Source organism: Nocardioides marmoraquaticus, from assembly GCF_054777915.1.
Map to the genome: position 1 here is coordinate 1 of NZ_BAAHAA010000039.1, position 18,551 is coordinate 18,551.

At 74.1% G+C, this 18,551-nt stretch carries 17 protein-coding genes and 2 tRNA genes; 16 read left to right on the plus strand and 3 right to left on the minus strand.

Annotated elements, in window-relative coordinates; genetic code table 11:
• Positions 1 to 148 precede the first annotated feature (148 nt).
• The 8 genes from ACYU8I_RS18270 (at position 149) to ACYU8I_RS18305 (ending at position 9,467) form a co-directional block, all read left to right on the plus strand.
• Positions 149 to 1,237 carry a branched-chain amino acid aminotransferase gene (locus ACYU8I_RS18270; protein ID WP_460843639.1) on the plus strand — a complete coding sequence of 363 codons (1,089 nt, stop codon included), beginning with the start codon at positions 149 to 151 and terminating at the stop codon, positions 1,235 to 1,237.
• 9 nt (positions 1,238 to 1,246) lie between these two features.
• On the plus strand, positions 1,247 to 1,672 hold the full coding sequence (locus ACYU8I_RS18275) for an MmcQ/YjbR family DNA-binding protein (RefSeq protein WP_460843641.1): 426 nt from the start codon (positions 1,247 to 1,249) through the stop codon (positions 1,670 to 1,672).
• Positions 1,673 to 1,676: 4 nt separating this feature from the next.
• A complete protein-coding gene (locus ACYU8I_RS18280; protein WP_460843643.1) occupies positions 1,677 to 3,362 on the plus strand; it encodes a serine/threonine-protein kinase in 1,686 nt (561 codons plus the stop codon).
• A gap of 166 nt (positions 3,363 to 3,528) precedes the next feature.
• Positions 3,529 to 4,305, plus strand: a complete 777-nt coding sequence (locus tag ACYU8I_RS18285; RefSeq protein WP_460843646.1) for a matrixin family metalloprotease — start codon at positions 3,529 to 3,531, stop codon at positions 4,303 to 4,305.
• 182 nt (positions 4,306 to 4,487) lie between these two features.
• Positions 4,488 to 6,074: a citramalate synthase gene (gene cimA / locus ACYU8I_RS18290; protein ID WP_460843648.1), complete on the plus strand. Its 1,587-nt coding sequence runs from the start codon at positions 4,488 to 4,490 to the stop codon at positions 6,072 to 6,074.
• Between the two features lie 104 nt (positions 6,075 to 6,178).
• Positions 6,179 to 7,558: a TrpB-like pyridoxal phosphate-dependent enzyme gene (locus ACYU8I_RS18295; protein ID WP_460843650.1), complete on the plus strand. Its 1,380-nt coding sequence runs from the start codon at positions 6,179 to 6,181 to the stop codon at positions 7,556 to 7,558.
• An 87-nt stretch (positions 7,559 to 7,645) separates the two neighbouring features.
• Positions 7,646 to 9,046, plus strand: a complete 1,401-nt coding sequence (locus tag ACYU8I_RS18300) for an amidase (protein WP_460843653.1) — start codon at positions 7,646 to 7,648, stop codon at positions 9,044 to 9,046.
• 157 nt (positions 9,047 to 9,203) lie between these two features.
• The gene (locus ACYU8I_RS18305; RefSeq protein WP_460843655.1) at positions 9,204 to 9,467 is read left to right on the plus strand and encodes a DUF2087 domain-containing protein; all 264 of its coding nucleotides are present in this window, start codon (positions 9,204 to 9,206) and stop codon (positions 9,465 to 9,467) included.
• A gap of 85 nt (positions 9,468 to 9,552) precedes the next feature.
• Here ACYU8I_RS18305 and ACYU8I_RS18310 read toward each other — a convergent pair whose 3' ends face one another.
• On the minus strand, positions 9,553 to 10,761 hold the full coding sequence (locus ACYU8I_RS18310) for a YibE/F family protein (RefSeq protein WP_460843658.1): 1,209 nt from the start codon (positions 10,759 to 10,761) through the stop codon (positions 9,553 to 9,555).
• A gap of 55 nt (positions 10,762 to 10,816) precedes the next feature.
• Between ACYU8I_RS18310 and ACYU8I_RS18315 the strand changes: the two genes are divergently transcribed.
• The gene (locus tag ACYU8I_RS18315; RefSeq protein WP_460843660.1) at positions 10,817 to 11,278 is read left to right on the plus strand and encodes a hypothetical protein; all 462 of its coding nucleotides are present in this window, start codon (positions 10,817 to 10,819) and stop codon (positions 11,276 to 11,278) included.
• A 387-nt stretch (positions 11,279 to 11,665) separates the two neighbouring features.
• Here the strand turns inward: ACYU8I_RS18315 and ACYU8I_RS18320 are convergent, their stop codons facing one another.
• Together ACYU8I_RS18320 and ACYU8I_RS18325 are read right to left on the minus strand one after the other, a co-directional pair.
• A complete protein-coding gene (locus tag ACYU8I_RS18320) occupies positions 11,666 to 12,526 on the minus strand; it encodes a 3-methyladenine DNA glycosylase (RefSeq protein ID WP_460843662.1) in 861 nt (286 codons plus the stop codon).
• An 11-nt stretch (positions 12,527 to 12,537) separates the two neighbouring features.
• A complete protein-coding gene (locus ACYU8I_RS18325; protein WP_460843664.1) occupies positions 12,538 to 12,942 on the minus strand; it encodes an MmcQ/YjbR family DNA-binding protein in 405 nt (134 codons plus the stop codon).
• 97 nt (positions 12,943 to 13,039) lie between these two features.
• On the opposite strand from ACYU8I_RS18325, the gene ACYU8I_RS18330 reads away from it, so the two are divergent.
• The 7 genes from ACYU8I_RS18330 to ACYU8I_RS18360 form a co-directional block, all read left to right on the plus strand.
• The gene (locus ACYU8I_RS18330; RefSeq protein WP_460843666.1) at positions 13,040 to 13,744 is read left to right on the plus strand and encodes a lysophospholipid acyltransferase family protein; all 705 of its coding nucleotides are present in this window, start codon (positions 13,040 to 13,042) and stop codon (positions 13,742 to 13,744) included.
• 26 nt (positions 13,745 to 13,770) lie between these two features.
• A complete protein-coding gene (locus tag ACYU8I_RS18335) occupies positions 13,771 to 14,571 on the plus strand; it encodes a fumarylacetoacetate hydrolase family protein (RefSeq protein ID WP_460843668.1) in 801 nt (266 codons plus the stop codon).
• Positions 14,564 to 16,066, plus strand: a complete 1,503-nt coding sequence (gene gltX / locus ACYU8I_RS18340; protein WP_460843670.1) for a glutamate--tRNA ligase — start codon at positions 14,564 to 14,566, stop codon at positions 16,064 to 16,066. The genes ACYU8I_RS18335 and gltX overlap by 8 nt, the downstream gene beginning before the upstream one ends.
• A gap of 10 nt (positions 16,067 to 16,076) precedes the next feature.
• Entirely contained in the window at positions 16,077 to 16,988 is a 912-nt protein-coding gene (locus ACYU8I_RS18345) for a lysostaphin resistance A-like protein (RefSeq protein WP_460843672.1), read from the plus strand.
• A gap of 128 nt (positions 16,989 to 17,116) precedes the next feature.
• A tRNA-Gln gene (locus tag ACYU8I_RS18350) sits at positions 17,117 to 17,188 on the plus strand.
• 66 nt (positions 17,189 to 17,254) lie between these two features.
• Positions 17,255 to 17,330: transfer RNA gene (locus ACYU8I_RS18355), tRNA-Glu, on the plus strand.
• 261 nt (positions 17,331 to 17,591) lie between these two features.
• A partial coding sequence (locus ACYU8I_RS18360; protein ID WP_460843674.1) for a bifunctional transcriptional activator/DNA repair enzyme AdaA occupies positions 17,592 to 18,551 on the plus strand: 960 nt, incomplete at its 3' end.

Below are 18,551 nucleotides of genomic sequence, written 5' to 3' on the forward strand. Positions count from 1 at the left end.
CGGTGGCTGCACTTCTACAATCACCACCGGACCCACTCAGCGATCGGCGGCACGCCCATCAGCAGACTGAACAACCTGCCTGGACATCACAGCTAGCCGGGTAATCCGCCGCGCCCGAGCGCCCCGACCCACAGATAGCGTGAGCCCCATGCCCCTCGACATCACCACCACGCCGGCGCCGACGCCGCGCAGCGACGAGGACGTCGCCCGGATCCTGGCCGAGCCGGGGTTCGGCACCAGCTTCACCGACCACATGTTCCGCGTGACGTGGACGCCCGACCGTGGTTGGCACGACGCCGAGGTCACGGCGTACGGCCCGCTCAGCCTCGACCCGGCGACGGCGGTGCTCCACTACGCGCAGGAGACCTTCGAGGGCATGAAGGCCTACCGCCACGACGACGGGTCCGTCTGGACCTTCCGGCCGGAGGAGAACGCCGCGCGCATGGTGCGCTCGTCGGAGCGACTGGCGCTGCCGGTGCTCGAGCCCGACGAGTTCGTGCGGGCGGTCGACGCGCTGGTCGAGGCCGACCAGCGCTGGGTGCCCGAGGGCTCGGGGGAGAAGAGCCTCTACCTGCGGCCCTTCATGTTCGCCTCCGAGGCCTTCCTCGGGGTCCGCCCGGCCCAGCACGTCACCTTCATGGTCATCGCGAGCCCGGCCGGGGCCTACTTCAAGGGCGGGCTGAAGCCGCTGTCGCTGTGGCTCACCGCGGAGTACACCCGCGCCGGCCGTGGCGGCATGGGCGCCGCCAAGACCGGCGGCAACTACGCCAGCTCGCTGGTCGCGCAGCAGGAGGCCATGGGCCACGGCTGCGACCAGGTGGTCTTCCTCGACGCCGCCGAGGGGCGCTACGTCGAGGAGCTGGGCGGCATGAACATGTACTTCGTCTACGCCGACGGCCACATCGTGACGCCCGAGACCGGCACCATCCTCGAGGGCATCACCCGCTCGGCGATCATCGAGCTGGCGCGGAAGCTGGGGCACCGGGTCGAAGAACGCCGCTTCGCCGTCGACGAGTGGCGCGAGGGCGTCGCCTCCGGCGAGATCACCGAGGTCTTCGCCTGCGGCACCGCCGCTGTCGTGACGCCCGTCGGCACCCTGAAGTGGGACGGCGGCGAGGTCTCGGGCGCCGCCACCGAGGAGGCCGGCCCGCTGACGACCGAGATCCGCCAGCACCTCGTCGACATCCAGTACGGCCGCGCCGACGACGCGTTCGGCTGGATGCACCGGGTGCTCTAGGAACCGGCCGTGCCGCACCCGGTCATGTACGACGAGGACGACCCGCTGCTCCAGCGGGTGCGGGGGCTGTGCGTGCGGCTGCCGGAGTCCTTCGAGAAGGTCGCCCACGGCCGGCCGACCTTCCGGGCGGGGGAGAAGGGCAAGGTCTTCGCCTACTTCGGGGGGAGCGTGAAGCGTCCCGGCGGTCACGAGCGGCACGACGCGGGGCTGCTGGTGCTGCCCGACCCCGACGACGGCGACGCCCTCGCGCAGGACCCGCGCACCTGGGTGCCGGCGTACCTGGGGCCCTCGGGCTGGCTCGGGATCGACCTCGACCGGCCCGACACCGACTGGGGCGAGGTGGCCGAGCTGCTCGACGCCTCCTACCGCCGGGTGGCGCGGCCCACTCTGCTCGCGCGGCTCGACGGGCCGGCCCCGACGGGGTCGCTACCGTGAGGGCGTGACCACCAGCCCCCGGCAGCACGGCGCGGCCCCGAACGGCGCGAGCGTGGGCCCCTACCGGCTGCAGGCACCGCTCGGCGAGGGCGGCATGGGCGTGGTCCACCTGGCGCAGGCGCCCGACGGTCGCCGGGTCGCGCTCAAGGTGCTGCGGCCGCACGTCGTCGGCGACGCCGAGGCCCGCGCGCGCCTCGCCCGCGAGGTCGAGACGCTGCGCCGGGTCAGCAGCCCCCGCGTGGCCGAGATCCTCGACGCCGACCCGGAGGGGCCGGTGCCGTACGTCGTCACCCGCTACGTGCCGGGCCTCTCGCTCTACCACCACGTGGCCGAGGAGGGCGTGCTCACCGGGCGCGACCTGCGCCACGCGATGACGTGCCTGGCCCAGGCGCTCGTCGCCGTGCACGCCGTCGGGGTGCTGCACCGCGACATCAAGCCCACCAACGTGCTGATGGAGGGTCGTGCCCCGGTCCTCATCGACTTCGGTCTGGCCAAGCTCGCCGACGACGGCCGGCTCACCCAGACCGGGTTCCTCATGGGCACCCCCGGCTACCTCGCGCCCGAGATCCTCTACGGCGACGACCCCACGCCGGCCTCCGACGTGCACGCGTGGGCGGCGACCATCGCGTTCGCCGCGACCGGCCGGCCGCCGTACGGCACCGGTCCGACGCTCGCGGTGATGGACCGCGTGCGCCTCGGTCAGCACGACCTGGGCGAGGTGCCCGAGCCGGAGCGGGGGCTGCTCGCCGCCTGCTTGGCGCCCGAGCCGGGCGACCGACCCACCCTCGCCGGTGTGCTCGACTGGCTGGCGCGCCAAGGAGACGGCAGCGCCACCGCGACCCCGGCCGCCGCCGGCCGCGCGACGGCCGAGCCGCCGCTGACGATGCCCTTCCTCGCGGCCGCGTCGGCGGCGCCCGAAGCGCCCGCCCCCACCAGTGCCGCCCCCACCAGTGCCGCCCCCACCGACGCCACCACCCGCACCGCCACCTTCCACCCGACCGCCCCGCGCGACGAGCCGCCGCCGCCTGCGTTCCGCTCGCAGCCGGGGCCGACCGAGGTGATCCCCGGTCCGCGGCGCGACCCGGCGCCCGCGGCGAGCCCCCCGTGGATCGCTCCCGCCGACGGAGCCGACCGCTGGGCGCCGAGCCGGGCGCAGCGCTGGGCCCAGCTCGTGGGGCTGGGGCTGCTCGCCGGGGCCGTGGTCGCGGTCGCGCCGTACGCCGGGCTCGTGCTCGTCACCGTCGCCGTGCTGCTGCTGCGCACCGTCTCGCTGACCCGCCAGCGCCACCAGCGGCGCCAGCGGCTGCGCGGTCGCTCGACCTGGTACGACGTGCCGGCCTCCTGGCTGGCCTCGCCCTTCTACGCCCTCGGTGCGCTCGGCGGGAGCCTGGCGGTCGTCGGCGTGGCCGCGCTGGTGGCCCTGGCGATGTTCTCGGTCGGCTTCCTGCTGGCTCGACCGGTGCCGGTCAGCCTGCTGCTCGCGGGCGCGGGCTTCGTGCCCGCGCTGTGGTGGGGGCCGGGTGCCGCGCGGATGCGCGACTCGGTGCACGACCTCGTCGACCGGCCCGCCCGCACCGATCTCGGCGGGTGGCTCGTCGCCGCCCTGGCGCTGGGCCTGGCGGCCGTCCTCGTGAGCGTGCTGCTCGGGCCGGGGCCCACCTGGGCGCCGGCGTCCGGCCCGCCGTGGTGAGGCGGATCCCCACTACCTGATCGCGGCCGCCGTGTCAGCGGTTCCGCGAGATCGTCGGCGGATCCTGACGAAGGGCGGCCGGATCCGGCCGTCCCGGTCTAGTGCGCGTAGACCAGTGGGCGTTCATCGGTTCTCGGCAAATCGTCCGTTGCTGGACGATTCATCCATGCCGATCGCCCGCCCCACCACCGCCGCCACCCGGCTGCTGCTGGTCGTCGCGCTCGTCGTGATGGCCCTGCTGCTCGCCCCGGTGGCCGACGTCGCGGGCGACGTCAGCGCCTCCCCCCGACCCTCGGCCGCTGCCCCCGCGGGCTCGTCGGAGGCCGGTGCCGGCCACGGCGTCCGGGCCGAGGCCGTCACCGCGAAGCGCCGCGCCAAGAAGGTCCGCAAGGCCCGCAAGAAGGCCGCCGCTGTGGCCACCTCCGCCGGCGCGGCCCGCTGGAAGGGCGCCACGCTGACCTACTACGACGGCCTGCCCTCGCAGTGGACCTGGAGCCTGCGCGCCGCCGCGGCCCAGTGGAACGCCTCCGGCGTCGGGATCACGCTGCAGCCCGTCGACGACCCGGCCGCCGCCCAGGTCCGCGTCGGCTACGGCGACATCGGCGGGTCCTCCGGCCTGGCCACCGTCGGCCCCACCACCGGTGCCTTCGTCAAGCTGAGCGCCCGCTACCGCTCCGCGGTGGCCGACCAGTACGACCGCGTCGAGGTCATGGGCGTGCTGACCCACGAGCTCGGGCACGTCCTCGGCCTCGAGCACGTCACCACCGGGTGCGCCCTGATGGGCCCGGTCATGGACATCGTCGGCTGCGGCATCTACGACCTGGCGCGGCCCGACGACTACCGCTGCGACGTCATCGGCGACGCCGCCCTCGCGCAGGCGGTGCGGCTGTACGGCGGCGTCGCTCGCGCGCAGGGCACCGACAGCTGCACGGTCGGCGCCTGAGCGTCCACGGGGGCGGTCGACGATTCCGCGGACGGCCCGTCCGTGGCACACTCGCAGGCGTGACGCACCACCGGTCGATCATTCCCTAGCGCGACGAGCACCCGCTCGTCGCGCCGCCTCTCGTCCCCACGGGAGGCTTTTTTGTTGCCCTGGACCCATCACTGCCGCACCCGGAGGACCCGATGCCCGGTCAGCCACACGACGCCTTCCACGTCTACGACACGACCCTGCGTGACGGCGCGCAGCAGGAGGGCCTCAACCTCTCCGTGGCCGACAAGCTGACGATCGCTCGGCTGGTCGACCAGCTCGGCGTCGGCTTCGTCGAGGGCGGCTGGCCCGGGGCCAATCCCAAGGACACCGAGTTCTTCCGCCGGGCCCGCGAGGAGCTGGCGCTCGAGCACGCTCAGCTGGCCGCCTTCGGTGCGACCCGCAAGGCCGGCGCCGTCGCCGCCGACGACCCGCAGGTCGCGGCGCTGCGCGAGTCGGGGGCCGGCGTCGTGACGCTGGTGGCCAAGAGCCACGACCGCCACGTCGAGCTGGCGCTGCGCACCACGCTCGAGGAGAACCTCGCGATGGTGCGCGACACCGTCTCGCACCTGCGGGCCGAGGGGCAGCGGGTCTTCGTCGACCTCGAGCACTTCTTCGACGGCTACCGCCGCACGCCGGCGTACGCGCTCGAGGTCGCCCGCGTCGCGGCCGAGGCGGGGGCCGACGTGGTCGCGCTGTGCGACACCAACGGCGGCATGCTGCCCGACTGGGTGCACGAGATCGTCGGCGAGGTCGTCGCCGACCTGGGCGGCGCCGCCCGCGTGGGGATGCACGCCCACAACGACACCGGGTGCGCGGTAGCCAACAGCGTCGCCGCCGTCACCGCCGGCGCCACCCACGTGCAGGGCTGCCTCAACGGCTACGGCGAGCGCACCGGCAACGCCGACCTCGTCAGCGTCGTGGCGGCCCTCGAGCTCAAGCTCGACCGCCGGGTGCTGCCCGACGGGCTGCTGCGCGAGGCCACCCGGGTGGCGCACGCGGTCGCCGACGTCACGAACTTCCCGCCCGCCACGCGGCAGCCGTACGTCGGCCACTCCGCCTTCGCGCACAAGGCCGGGCTGCACGCCAGCGCCATCAAGGTCGACCCCGACCTCTACCAGCACATGGACCCCGCGGGCGTCGGCAACGACATGCGGCTCCTCGTCTCCGACATGGCCGGGCGGGCCTCGATCGAGCTCAAGGGCCGCGAGCTCGGCTTCGAGCTGGAGGCCGAGCTGGTCGGCCGGGTGACCGCACGGGTCAAGGCGCTGGAGTCGCAGGGCTGGACCTTCGAGGCGGCCGACGCCTCCTTCGAGCTGCTGCTCGTCGAGGAGGTCGACGGCGTGCGGCCGTCGTACGTCGACGTCGAGTCGTGGCGCGTCATCACCGAGACCCGCCCCGGCCTCGAGGCGGTCTCGGAGGCGACGGTCAAGCTGCGCGCCGGGGGCGCCCGGATCGTGCTCACCGGCGAGGGCAACGGCCCCGTCAACGCGCTCGACTCGGCGCTGCGGCAGGCGATCAGCCAGCTCTACCCCGAGGTCGTGAAGTTCGAGCTCGTCGACTACAAGGTGCGCATCCTCGACCAGGGCCACGGCACCGACGCCATCACCCGGGTGCTCATCGAGACCTCCGACGGCGAGGGCTCGTGGGTCACCGTCGGCGTCGGCGCCAACGTCATCGAGGCGTCGTGGACCGCGCTGATGGACGGGCTCACCTTCGGGCTGCGCCGCCACGACGCCTGAGCCCGGCCCGCCGGGGGCGTCGAGCCCGCCGGGGTCGTCGGGGGTCGTCGGGGGCAGGCGCTAGGTTGCGCACGACGAGGTCCGCGACGGCGAGGAGAGCCGGCATGACGCAGGTGAAGCAGCACAAGATCCAGCTCGACGAGAGCGAGATGCCGACCCGCTGGTACAACGTGCTGCACGACCTGCCGACGCCCCCGCCGCCCTACCTGCACCCGGGCACGGGCCAGCCCGTCGGGCCCGACGACCTCGCCCCGCTGTTCCCGATGTCGCTCATCGAGCAGGAGATGACGAGCGAGCAGTACGTCGACATCCCCGACGAGGTGCTCGACGTCTACCGGATCTGGCGGCCGAGCCCGCTGTTCCGCGCCCACCGGCTCGAGCGGGCGCTCGGCACCCCGGCGCGCATCTACTACAAGTACGAGGGCGTCTCGCCCGCCGGCTCCCACAAGCCCAACACCGCCGTGCCGCAGGCCTACTACAACAAGCAGGCCGGCATCTCGAAGCTCACCACCGAGACCGGTGCCGGGCAGTGGGGCACCTCGCTGGCCTTCGCGTGCGCGCAGTACGACATGGAGTGCGAGGTCTGGCAGGTGCGGGCGTCGTACGACCAGAAGCCCTACCGCCGCATGATGATCGAGACCTTCGGCGGGCGGGTGCACCCCAGCCCGTCCGACCTCACCGACGCCGGCCGCGCGATCCTGGCCGCCGACCCCGGCTCGACGGGCTCGCTCGGCATCGCGATCAGCGAGGCGGTCGAGGTGGCAGCGCAAGACCCGGCGATCAACTACTCGCTCGGCAGCGTGCTCAACCACGTGCTGATGCACCAGACGATCATCGGCGAGGAGGCGCTGCTGCAGCTGGCCAAGGTGGGCGAGACGCCCGACCTGCTGGTCGGGTGCACCGGCGGTGGCTCCAACTTCGGTGGGCTGATGTTCCCGTTCCTGCGCGAGAAGTGGGCGGGCCGGATGTCGCCCGAGGTGCGTGCGGTCGAGCCGAGCGCGTGCCCGACGCTGACGCAGGGCACCTACGCCTACGACTTCGGCGACACCGCGGGGTTGACGCCGCTGATGAAGATGCACACGCTCGGTCACGACTTCGTGCCCGACCCGATCCACTCCGGCGGCCTGCGCTACCACGGCATGAGCCCGCTGATCAGCCACCTCTACGAGACCGGCGAGATCGGCGCGGTCGCCAAGCAGCAGTCCGACTGCTTCGCCGCCGGGGTGCTGTTCGCCCGCACCGAGGGGATCGTGCCGGCCCCCGAGCCGACCCACGCCCTGGCCGCGGCGGTCGAGGAGGCGCTGCGCTGCAAGGAGACGGGCGAGGAGAAGGTCATCCTCACCGCGCTGTGCGGCCACGGCCACCTCGACCTCCCGGCCTACGCCTCCTACCTCGAGGGCACCATCACCGACACCTCGTGGGACGACTCCGAGCTGCAGGCCGCCGTCGCCCAGGCGCTGACCAAGCTGCCCCAGCTGGCCTGACCGTCAGCCTGTGTCGGTCGAGCTCGCCGAGACCACGCGCCGGCCTCGTCGGTCGAGCTCGTCGAGACCACTCGGTAGCGTCCCCGCATGGCCGAGCTGCACGACCTGACCGCCCTCGAGCAGGGAGCCGCGATCCGGGCGGGGGAGACCTCGACCGCCGAGCTGGTCGAGCACTACCTGGCCCGGATCGACGGCGAGCCGTACGGCGCCTTCGTCACCGTCACCGGCGAGGCGGCGCGGGCCGCCCGGCCGGTCGGCCACGGTCCGCTGGCGGGGGTGCCGACGGCGGTCAAGGACCTCGCCCAGACCGTCGGGGTGCGCACGACCTTCGGCTCACCGGTCTTCGCCGAGCACGTGCCCGCCGTCAGCGACGAGGTGGTGCTCCGGCTCGAGCGGGGCGGGTTGGTCAGCCTCGGCAAGACCAGCACCCCCGAGCTCGGCTCGCCCTGCTACACCGAGCCCGAGGGCCGCCCGCCGGCCGTGACGCCGTACGACACCAGCCGGATGGCCGGCGGCTCCAGCGGGGGCGCCGCGGCCGCGGTGGCCGCCGGGCTGGTGCCGGTGGCCCACGGCTCCGACGGGGGCGGCTCGATCCGGATCCCGGCCAGCTGCTGCGGGCTGGTCGGGCTGAAGCCGAGCCGCGGTCGCATCTCGGGCGCCCCGGTGTTCGGCGACGTCGTCGGCCTCAGCAGCCAGGGGTCGATCGCACGCACCGTGCGCGACGCCGCCGCGCTGCTCGACGTCATGGCGGGTCGCCACGTGGGCGACCCGACGTGGGCGCCTCCGGCAGCCGAGGCGTTCCTGGCAGCAGCGGAGCGCGAGTCAGGTCGGCTGCGCGTCTCGCGCTTCCGCGACCCCGTGATCACCGACACCGAGCTCGACGCCTCGTGCGTGGACGCCTACGAGGAGGTGTCGCGGCGGCTGGTCGCGCTCGGCCACGACGTCGAGGACGTGCCCGGACCGATCAGCCGCGACGCGGTGCCCGTCTTCGAGACCTGCTGGGCGGTGCTCACCGCGCAGTCGGTGCTGCCGCTGCCCGAGCACGCCCGGCCGCTGCTGCGGCCGCTGACCCGCTGGCTGGCCGAGCGCGGGCTCGCGGTCAGCGGACCCGCCTTCGCCCTGGCCGTCGGCGAGCTGCGCCGGGCCGCCGCCGCGGCGCTGCAGGCCGTGGCGGCGTACGACGTGGTGCTGACACCGACGCTGGCCTCGCCCCCGCTGCCGGTGGGGGCGATCCGCGACGACGCCGACCCCGCCGCCGACTTCGAGGCGCAGAAGCGGTTCACGCCCTTCACCTCGCTGTGGAACCTCACCGGCAGCCCCGCCGTCTCCCTGCCGACCCACTGGACCCCCGACGGCCTCCCGGTCGGCACCATGCTCGCCGCCGCCCCCGGCGAGGAGTCGCTGCTCGTCTCCCTCGCCGCCCAGCTCGAGGCGTCGTACGCCGCCGACGGCCTCGCCTGGCACGAGCACCACCCGCCCGGTTGGTGAGGTGAGAATTCCCCGGTCAGCCGGGGACTTCGTTACTTGTCGGCCTAGATCACGGCCGACAAGTGAGGAAACAGGTGCACCAGTCCGGCTCCACCCGGCCGTCCTCGGCTGCGAAAAGGGTTGGTCGTGGTGCGAGGTGCGACCTAACGTCGCCGACGTGGAGGACCACGTGCTGGGACGGTTCGTGCAGGACGGGCGGCTGGTGGTGGTGCCGACCAAGCGGGCCAAGCTGCTGGTCGTGCTCGACCACCTGGCCCAGCAGTTCGAGCCGGGGCGCACCTACCCCGAGCCCGAGGTGGTCGCGGTGCTCGAGGGCTACCACCCCGACCACGCGATGCTGCGGCGCGCGCTCGTCGACGAGGGGTTCATGAGCCGCGAGGGCGGCGTCTACTGGCGCTCCGGCGGCACGTACGACGTCTGACCCTCGCCGACGAACTGGCAGCTCGCGGTCGACCGCCCCCGGGAAGGCCCCACCGAGGCCCGTCCGGGCTGACCTGCCGCCCGTCCTACGGCGCGTCGACCGGCCGCGGCCCGCTGACGGTGAGCGCGGCGATCGCGGTCGTGATCGGCACGGCGAGCACCAGGCCGATGCCGGAGGCCAGCGTGCGCATCACCTCGGTCGCGATCTCCTCCGACGACAGCACCGACAGCAGCGGCCGGTCGAAGAAGTAGAGCAGCAGCAGCACCGACAGCGCGGCCCCGGCGTAGGCGAAGACGATGGTGTAGATCGTCGAGGCGATGTGGTCGCGACCGATGCGCATGCCGCGGGTGTAGAGCTGGCGCCGGGTCAGGCCGGGCGCAGCACCACGCAGCTCCCACACCGAGGAGGCCTGGGTGATGGTGACGTCGTTGAGGACGCCGAGCCCGGCCACGATGACCGCGCACATCAGCAGGCCCTGGAAGTCGATCTCGGTGAAGCTCGACAGGGCCGCGCCGGCCTCGTCGGAGATGCCGGTGAGCCGGCTCCGGCCGATGGCGACCCAGCCGACGACGCCCGTGACGGCGACGCCGAGCAGGGTGCCGGCGAGGGCCGCGCTGGTGCGCACCGACGGCCCGTGCGCGAGGTAGAGCACGACGTACATGATCGCGGCGGAGCCGACCACCCCCACGAGCAGTCCGTCGCTGCCCTCGAGCAGCGCGGGGATCATGAATCGCACCAGCACGAACGCGCCGAGCCCGAGTCCCACCAGCGCCAGGAAGCCGCGCAGCCGGGCCACGGCGACGACGAGCACCGCGAAGAGCGCGGCCATCAGGGCGAGGGAGCCGCCGCGGTCGACGTTGTTGAAGGCGTACTGCGGGGCGTCGCCCTCCGGCGTCGGCAGCCGCTGCAGCTCGACCGTGTCGCCGACCCGCACCCCCGACGCGCTGACCTGCGGCGGCATGCCGCGGACGACCTGCTCGGTGTCGGCGTCGGGTCCGGTGCGCAGGGTCACGACGAGCTCGCCGCACTCGCGGCCCACCGACTCCTCGGTGCTGGTGCAGGGCTCCCCGACCGCTTCGACGACACCCTCCTCGAACGTCACCCCGGGTGCGGCGTAGGCGGTCGAGGCGTCCTGCGGCAGCGGGTCGTCGGACGGCCACAGCGAGACGAGGCCGACGACCACGGCCACCGCGGCGACGGCCAGGCCGGTCAGCAGCAGCACGACCGCGATCGGCTTGGTCGGCACGTCGCGGAGGGACGTCCCGGCGGGCAGGTCGGCGTGGCGGTGGCTCATCGCGCCCGACGGTAGTGGGCCGGAACCCGAAGGGCCCACCGCGCGTCACACCCGCATGCGCCTGCGTCGAGCCCCCGCCGCCCTGGTCGTCCTCGGTGTCGTGGCCCTCTTCGGCCCCACCGGGTGGGCCGATCCGGCTGTCGCAGGGTGCGCCGCTCCCACGCTCCGCGTCGACAGTTCCAGCTGGGACCGTACGACGAGGCCGCAGCTCGCCGCGGGCTCGCCGGTGGTCGTCGAGGGCCGCAGCCTGCGCGACAGCTGCAACGACACGGGCACCACGACCGTCTCGCCGCTCGGGTGCGAGGAGCAGGTGGTCGACCCACCGGGCCCGGCCAGCGACGTCGCGCTGCGGGTCGAGCAGGGCGACCGCTCCTGGGTCCTCGGCCGCACCGACGCCGACGCGTCGTACGACGCGACCTGGCGGGTCCGGTTGCCCACCGAGCTCCGCCCCGGCCCCGCCCGTCTCGTCGCCGACGGCTCCGAGCCGCTGCGCGTGCGGGTGATCGCCGGTCGCTGAGGAGGGCGCTCTGCGCCCGTCTCGACGGGCCGGACGTCGCCCTTCGAGACGGTTGCTGCGCAACCTCCTCAGGGATCAAGGGCGGTAGTGCGCGACCCCCAAGGAGCAGAGGGCGGGTTCCGCGCAACGTCTTCAGGGAGCGGTGGTCGGGTTGTCGGGCGCCGAGGTCGTGGAGCGCTTGATCCCTGAGGAGGGCGCTCTGCGCCCGTCTCGAAGGGTCGACCGTCGCCCTTCGAGACGGTTGCTGCGCAACCTCCTAAGGGACCAGGGGCGGTAAGGCGCGACCTCCTCAGGGGGCCGGGGGCGGTAAGTGCGCGACCTCTTGAGGGACCACAGGCGGTTGCTGCCCGGCCGCTCAGGGAGCAGGGGCGGTCGCCGCGCGATCCTCTAGGAAGCGGTGGCCCCGACGGCGAGCAGGCGCTCGCACTGCTCGACGAGGCGGGCGCGGAGGGGGGCGCCGCGCTCGGCGAAGCCGCGCTGCGCGGCGACGTACGCCTGCTTGCCCGCGGGCGTCTCGATCGGCACGGGGGCGAGGCCGAGGGCGGAGAAGTCGTAGGGCGAGGCGCGCATGTCGAGCTCGCGGATGTCCCAGGCCAGCGCGAAGCAGTCGGCGACGAGCTCGCTCGGGACCAGCGGGCTGAGGCGGAAGGCGTGCTTGTAGAGGTCCATGCCGGCGTGCAGGCACCCCGGCTGCTCGTACGACGCCCGGTCGTCGCGGCCTGGCGACAGGGTGTTGAGGGGCCGAGCGGTCGGCGTGAAGAAGCGGAACGCGTCGAAGTGCGAGCACGCCACCCGGTGGCCCTCGACGACGGCGTCGGTGCCGGCGCCGCCGAGCCGCAGCGGCCAGCGGTGGCGCAGGTCGTCGGGGGAGAGGCGGTGCACCATGGCCCACTCGTGCAGGCCGAAGCAGCCGAGCGTGGGTGGTCGCGACGCGGTGGCGACGAGCAGCCGGTGGACCGCGCGGAGGACCGGCTCGCGCTCGGCGACCAGGGCACGGTCGACGGTGGCACCGGCCGCCGTGGCGACGTACCCCCTCTCGGCGCGGGCGTCGAGCAGCTCGACCCCGAGGCCGGGGTGCCAGCGGCGCAGCTGCGCGGGGCGCTGGGAGTAGTAGGTGAAGAGGAAGTCGTGGACGGGGTGCTTCTCGCCCCGGCGACGCCGCTCGAGGTGGGGTTCGACCCAGAGGTCGACGCGCTCGGCGTGCGCGTCGGCACGCGCCTGCCAGGTGTCGCGGGTGAGGCTCTCCACGGGGCACCAGGCTACGGGTCGTCGAGACGGCGTCGCAGGCGCTGCGGCGCCAGCATCCGGTAGCTCTCGGTGACCAGCTCGCCGACCTCGCCCCAGTCGGTGCGGTCGTCGAGCACGACCACGACCATCCCCGGGCTCCAGTCGCCGAGGTAGGGCGGCCCGATCGCCAGGAGGACGTCGCGCTCCTCGCCGTCGCAGTGCACGCTGACCACGGTGACGACGGTGCTGTCGTCGACGCCGAGCTGCGTCGCGGCCTCGCGGTGCGACAAGGCGTAGACGTGGGCCACGGTGCGCCCGCGGACCCGCCAGCGCACCCCGGCCCAGGAGTCCTCCTCGACGACCTCGGGCAGGGCGAGGGCCAGCGGCGCGACCCGGCCGACGAGGGCCGGGTCGGGAGCGGGGCGGCCCTTCACCATGACGGCAACCTAGGTGCCGGGTCCGACAGGACGAGACGGTCGAGATGAGTACGCGCGCGGATCCGCGGCACCCGTCCGGAGCGCCAGCCTGGTCGACATGCGAGCACGACTCCTCTTCGCCGTCCTGGTCTCCGCGGTCGGCCTGCTCCTCGGACTGCTGACCCGGCGCCGCGTCCGCGGCCTGGAGCACGTGCCCCGGCGCGGCGGTGCCCTGGTGGTCTGCAACCACATCTCGGTGGTCGACCCGCTGGTGCTCGGCGAGACGATCTGGCGGGCCGGACGGCGGCCGCGGGGCATGGCGACGGCCGGCCTGTTTGGCGCCCCGGTGGTGGGCGGGCTGCTGCGCCGGCTCGGCTTCATCCCCGTCGCCCGGGGCACGGCGACGGCCCGCGAGGCGCTCGCGCCGGCGGCCGACGCGCTGCGGCGTGGCCGGCTGCTGATGGTCTACCCGGAGGGCGGCATCTCCCGCGACCAGCAGTGGCCGATGCCCTTCAGGACCGGCGCCGCCCGGCTGGCCCTGGAGACGGGGGTCCCGGTGGTGCCGGTCGCGCAGTGGGGCGCCCAGCGGGTGTGGCCCGCCTGGACGCCGCGGGGCTGGCGCTGGCTGCTGCCCGCCGTGGTCACCCGGCCGCGCGTCCAGGTGCTGGTGGGCGAGCCGCTGCACCTGGTCGGCGACCCTGCCAGCGAGGCCGACGTACGCCGCGCCACCGGGGAGCTCGCGGCCGTGGTGATCGGTCTCCTCGTCGAGCTGCGCGGGCCCCGGCCCGACGACCTCGCGGCGGCGGACCGGCTGGCCGCGTAGCGGGGTCCGCTCGTTAGGCTCGGTCGGTGCGTATCGCGAGGTTCACGACAGGAGACGACCCCCGCTTCGGGGTGGTCAGCGGCGAGGTCGACGAGCACGGCCAGCTCGACGACGGCGCGGTGGTGACGGTGCTGGCGGGCGACCCGCTGCACGTCGGCATCGAGCCGACCGACGAGCAGCTGCCGCTCTCGGAGGTGCGGCTGCTCGCCCCGGTGCTGCCCCGCAGCAAGGTGGTCGGCATCGGCCGCAACTACGCCGCGCACGCGGCCGAGCTCGGGCACGACCTGCCCGAGGAGCCGCTGATGTTCCTCAAGCCCAACACCTCCGTCGTCGGCCCCGGCGACCCGGTCTTCCACCCCGAGCAGAGCGAGCGCGTCGACTACGAGGGCGAGCTCGCCGTCGTGATCGGCCGCATCTGTCGCGACGTGCCGAAGGAGAAGTGGCGCGACGTCGTGTTCGGCTACACGATCGGCAACGACGTGACCGCCCGCGACCTGCAGCGCAAGGACGGGCAGTTCACCCGGGCCAAGGGCTTCGACTCCTTCTGCCCGCTCGGCCCGTGGGTCGAGACCGACCTCGACGTCGGCGACCTCGCGGTGCGCACCTACCTCGACGGCGAGGTGGTGCAGGACGGCCGCACCAGCGACCTGATCTTCGACGTGCCGACGCTGATCGCCCACGTCACCAGCGTGATGACGCTGCTGCCCGGCGACGTCATCCTCACCGGCACCCCCGAGGGCGTCGGACCGATGACGCCCGGCCAGGAGGTCGAGGTCTTCGTCGAGGGCATCGGCAACCTCTCCAACCGGGTGGTGGCCCGTGACTGACGTGGTCTCGACGGGCTCGACCGGCGACACGGTCCGCGTCCGCTTCTGCCCCTCGCCGACCGGCTCGCCACACGTCGGCTTCGCCCGCACGGCGCTCTACAACTGGGCCTTCGCCCGCCACCACGGCGGCACCTTCGTCTTCCGCATCGAGGACACCGACAAGGCCCGCAGCACCCAGGAGTCGTACGACGGCATGCTCGGCGCGATGCGCTGGCTCGGCCTCGACTGGGACGAGGGGCCCGAGGTCGGGGGCTCCTTCGGCCCCTACCGCCAGTCCGAGCGCGGCGACCTCTACCGCGACGTGCTCGCCCGCCTCGCCGAGTCGTCGTACACCTACGACTGCTTCTGCACCACCGACGAGGTCGACGCCCGCCGCAAGGCGTCGGGCTCGAAGGTGATGGGGTACGACGGCTTCTGCCGCGAGCTGGGCGCCGAGCAGCGCGCGGCCTTCGAGGCCGAGGGTCGGCGCCCGGTCGTGCGGTTCCGGATGCCCGACGGCTCGGTCACCTGGGACGACCTGGTGCGCGGCGAGATCTCCTTCGAGACCGTCAACGTGCCCGACTTCGCGCTGTGCCGCGCCAACGGCGACCCGCTCTACACCCTGGTCAACCCGGTCGACGACGCCCTGATGCGCATCACCCACGTGCTGCGCGGCGAGGACCTGCTGTCGAGCACCCCGCGGCAGATCCCGCTGCACCGGGCGCTGGTCGACCTCGGCATCGGCCAGCAGGTGCCGCAGTTCGGCCACCTGTCGCTCATCACCGGCGAGGGCAACAAGAAGCTCTCCAAGCGCGATCCGCAGGCCCACCTGTTCGCCTACCGCGACGAGGGCTTCCTGCCCGAGGGCCTGGAGAACTACCTGGCGCTGCTCGGCTGGGCGATCGCCGACGACCGCGACGTCTTCACCCGCGACGAGATGGTCGCGGCCTTCGACGTCCGCCGCGTCAACCCGCAGCCCGCGCGCTTCGACACCAAGAAGGCCGAGGCCATCAACGCCGCCCACGTGCGGATGCTGTCGGTCGAGGAGCTCACCGAGCGCGTCGTGCCCTACCTGCAGCAGGCGGGCGTGCTCGGCGACCCCGTCACGCCCGACCAGGCGGCCCGCCTGGCCGAGGCGATGCCGCTGGTGGCCGAGCGGATGAACAAGCTCACCGAGGCCGCGCCCATGCTCGGCTTCCTGTTCACCGACGAGGTCGAGTACGACGACGCGGCTGTCGTCAAGCAGCTCGGCGGCCCCGGGGGCGGCGTCGTCGACGCGGCCCGCGAGGCGCTCGAGGGCATCGACGGCGCCTGGTCCACCGCGGCGATCGAGCAGGCGCTGCGCGAGCGGCTGGTCGAGCAGATGGAGCTCAAGCCCCGCCTCGCCTTCGGGCCGGTGCGGGTGGCGATCACCGGGCGGCAGGTCTCGCCGCCGCTGTTCGAGTCGCTGGAGATCCTCGGGCGCGAGGAGTCGCTGCGGCGGCTCACCTCCGCCCCGCGGCCCACCGAGTCGTGAGCGCCGGGTCGTGAGCACGCCGGCCGTGGGCCCCGGCAGCTACGCGCTGCTGCTGCGCGGTCCCGGCCCGCGGCCGTGGCTGCGACCGCTGGCCGGGGTGGTGCTGCTCGCCCTCGGCGCGGTGCTGGTGGCGCCGCTGCTGCTCCAGCCGCTCTACCTGGTCGGGCTGCGGCTCGAGGGCGGCGCCGTCGGCGAGGTCACGGCGTCGTACCTGCTCTACGTCAACCTCTCCATCGCCGCGCTGGTGCCGCTCAGCTTCGCGCTGGCCTGGTGGCTGCACGGCGTACGACCGCGGTGGCTCACCTCGGTGGCCCCGGGCCTGCGGTGGCGGCTGCTGCTCGCGTGCACCGGCCTGGCCGTCGTCTCGCTGTTCCTCGCCCTGGTCGTCGGCGCCCTGCTCCCGATGGGCGACGTCACCGGCGTCGAGGGATCGGGCGGGGCCGGTGAGGTCGGGTCGAGCGCGGCGCTGGTGGCGGCCGTGGTGCTGCTGACGACCCCGTTGCAGGCGATCGGCGAGGAGTACGGCTACCGCGGCTACCTGCTGCAGGCGGTCGGCGCCATGTCGGGCCGGCCGTGGGTCGCGGTGGCCGTGAGCTCCCTGGTCTTCGCCCTGGCCCACGGCACCCAGAACCCACCCCTCTTCCTCGACCGCCTGGCCTTCGGCGTCATCGCGGGCACCACCGTGGTGCTGCTCGGCGGCCTCGAGGCCGGCATCGCCATGCACGTCGTCAACAACCTGGTGGCCTTCGGGCTCGCCATCGCCACGGGCTCGGTCGCCGAGGCGCTCACCGTCAGCGAGGTGTCGTGGTGGCGGATCCTGGTCACGGTCACCCAGCACGGCAGCTACCTGCTGCTCGTGCTGTGGGCCGCTCGTCGGCTCGGCGTACGGGCTGTGGCGCCCGCCCGCGACCGCGCGGCGTGAGGCTCCTCACGGGTGCTTCGACGACCGGACCCTCGATTGGTGGGGCCGAGCCGCGATGTGTATCTTTGTCCCTCGGTTCGCCCAGCAGGTCAGGACGAGAGTCAGGGCCTCAAGGGGAGCCGATCCCATGGGGTATGGGGTAATTGGCAGCCCGACTGGTTCTGGTCCAGTTAGTCTAGGTTCGAGTCCTAGTACCCCAGCGAGACGTCAGGACGAAGGCGATTTGGTGGGCCTGCGAGCCCCCGCTAGAGTTCTCGACGGCTCAGGCCCCCGTTGTGTAGTGGCCTAGCACGCCGCCCTCTCAAGGCGGTAGCGCGGGTTCGAATCCCGTCGGGGGTACCACCTCTCAGCCCGGCCTCGTCACGAGGCCGGGCTGAGTCGTTCCCGGGGTCGCCACGCCCGTCGCCGGGTCTCGCGGCTCGTCGCTGGCGCTCCTCGCACCTTGACCACCCCCGGGCGTCTCGCTGGGCGAGGGCCTCGAGACCCCCGCACCCGGTCGCGGCGCGCCCGTCGCCCGTGCTCCTCGCACCTCGACCACCCGGGCCGCACGGTCGTGTCCGATTCCCGCTAGATCGGCGACCGCGGCAGTGGCAGGCTCGGGGCGTGACGACGACGTGCGAGGACCCGTGGGAGGCCCACTACCGGGCCGCCACGGCGCGCGACCGTCGCTTCGACGGGGTCTTCTACGTCGCCGTGCACACGACCGGCATCTACTGCCGGCCGTCGTGCCCGGCGGTGACGCCGCAGCGCCGCAACGTCGACTTCTACCGCTCGGCGGCAGCCGCGCAGCAGGCCGGCTTCCGGGCGTGCCTGCGCTGCCTGCCCGACGCGACCCCGGGCTCGCCCCGCTGGGACGTCGCCTCCGACGCCGCCGGTCGTGCGCTGGCCCTCATCGAGGACGGCGTCGTCGAGCGGGAGGGCGTGCCGGGCCTTGCCGCCCGGCTCGGCTACTCCGAGCGGCAGCTGCACCGGCTGCTGTGTGCCGAGTACGGCGCCGGGCCGCTCGCGCTGGCCCGGTCACGGCGTGCCCAGACCGCGCGCACCCTGATCGAGGGCACCGACCTGCGCCTGGCCGACGTCGCCCACGCGGCGGGCTTCGCGAGCCTGCGGCAGTTCAACGACACGGTCCGCGAGGTCTACGCCCGCACGCCCACCGAGCTCCGCTCGCGGGCCGCCGTCCGGCGTGGCCGGGGCGGTGACCGGGGCGGTGATCGGGGCGGGGCGGTGGCCGGCGCGCTGCGGGTCCGCGTGGCGGTGCGCGAGCCGTTCGCGGCCCGCGACCGGCACCGGTTCGTCGTGCTGCACGCGGTCGCCGGGGTCGAGGGCCGGGGGGAGCACTGGTACGAGCGCGCCGTGCGGCTGCCGCACGGCCCGGCCGTCGTCCGCGTCGACCTCTCGGGCGCGACGCCCGGCACGGTGCCCGCAACGGTGCGGCTGAGCGACGTGCGCGACCTGGCGCCCGCCCTGCAGCGGCTGCGCCGGCTGCTCGACGCCGAGGTCGATCCGGCGACGGTCGACGAGGCCCTGGCCGACGACGCCGCGGTGGCGCCGCTGGTGCGGGCC

Excerpts from the sequence above, each read along its gene's own strand:
- ACYU8I_RS18310 (WP_460843658.1), bottom strand. The coding sequence starts at position 10,761 with ATGAGCCACCGCCACGCCGACCTGCCCGCCGGGACGTCCCTCCGCGAC.
- ACYU8I_RS18295 (WP_460843650.1), top strand. The coding sequence starts at position 6,179 with ATGACGCAGGTGAAGCAGCACAAGATCCAGCTCGACGAGAGCGAGATG.
- ACYU8I_RS18300 (WP_460843653.1), top strand. The coding sequence starts at position 7,646 with ATGGCCGAGCTGCACGACCTGACCGCCCTCGAGCAGGGAGCCGCGATC.
- ACYU8I_RS18330 (WP_460843666.1), top strand. The coding sequence starts at position 13,040 with ATGCGAGCACGACTCCTCTTCGCCGTCCTGGTCTCCGCGGTCGGCCTG.
- ACYU8I_RS18285 (WP_460843646.1), top strand. The coding sequence starts at position 3,529 with ATGCCGATCGCCCGCCCCACCACCGCCGCCACCCGGCTGCTGCTGGTC.
- cimA (WP_460843648.1), top strand. The coding sequence starts at position 4,488 with ATGCCCGGTCAGCCACACGACGCCTTCCACGTCTACGACACGACCCTG.
- ACYU8I_RS18315 (WP_460843660.1), top strand. The coding sequence starts at position 10,817 with ATGCGCCTGCGTCGAGCCCCCGCCGCCCTGGTCGTCCTCGGTGTCGTG.
- ACYU8I_RS18325 (WP_460843664.1), bottom strand. The coding sequence starts at position 12,942 with ATGGTGAAGGGCCGCCCCGCTCCCGACCCGGCCCTCGTCGGCCGGGTC.
- ACYU8I_RS18270 (WP_460843639.1), top strand. The coding sequence starts at position 149 with ATGCCCCTCGACATCACCACCACGCCGGCGCCGACGCCGCGCAGCGAC.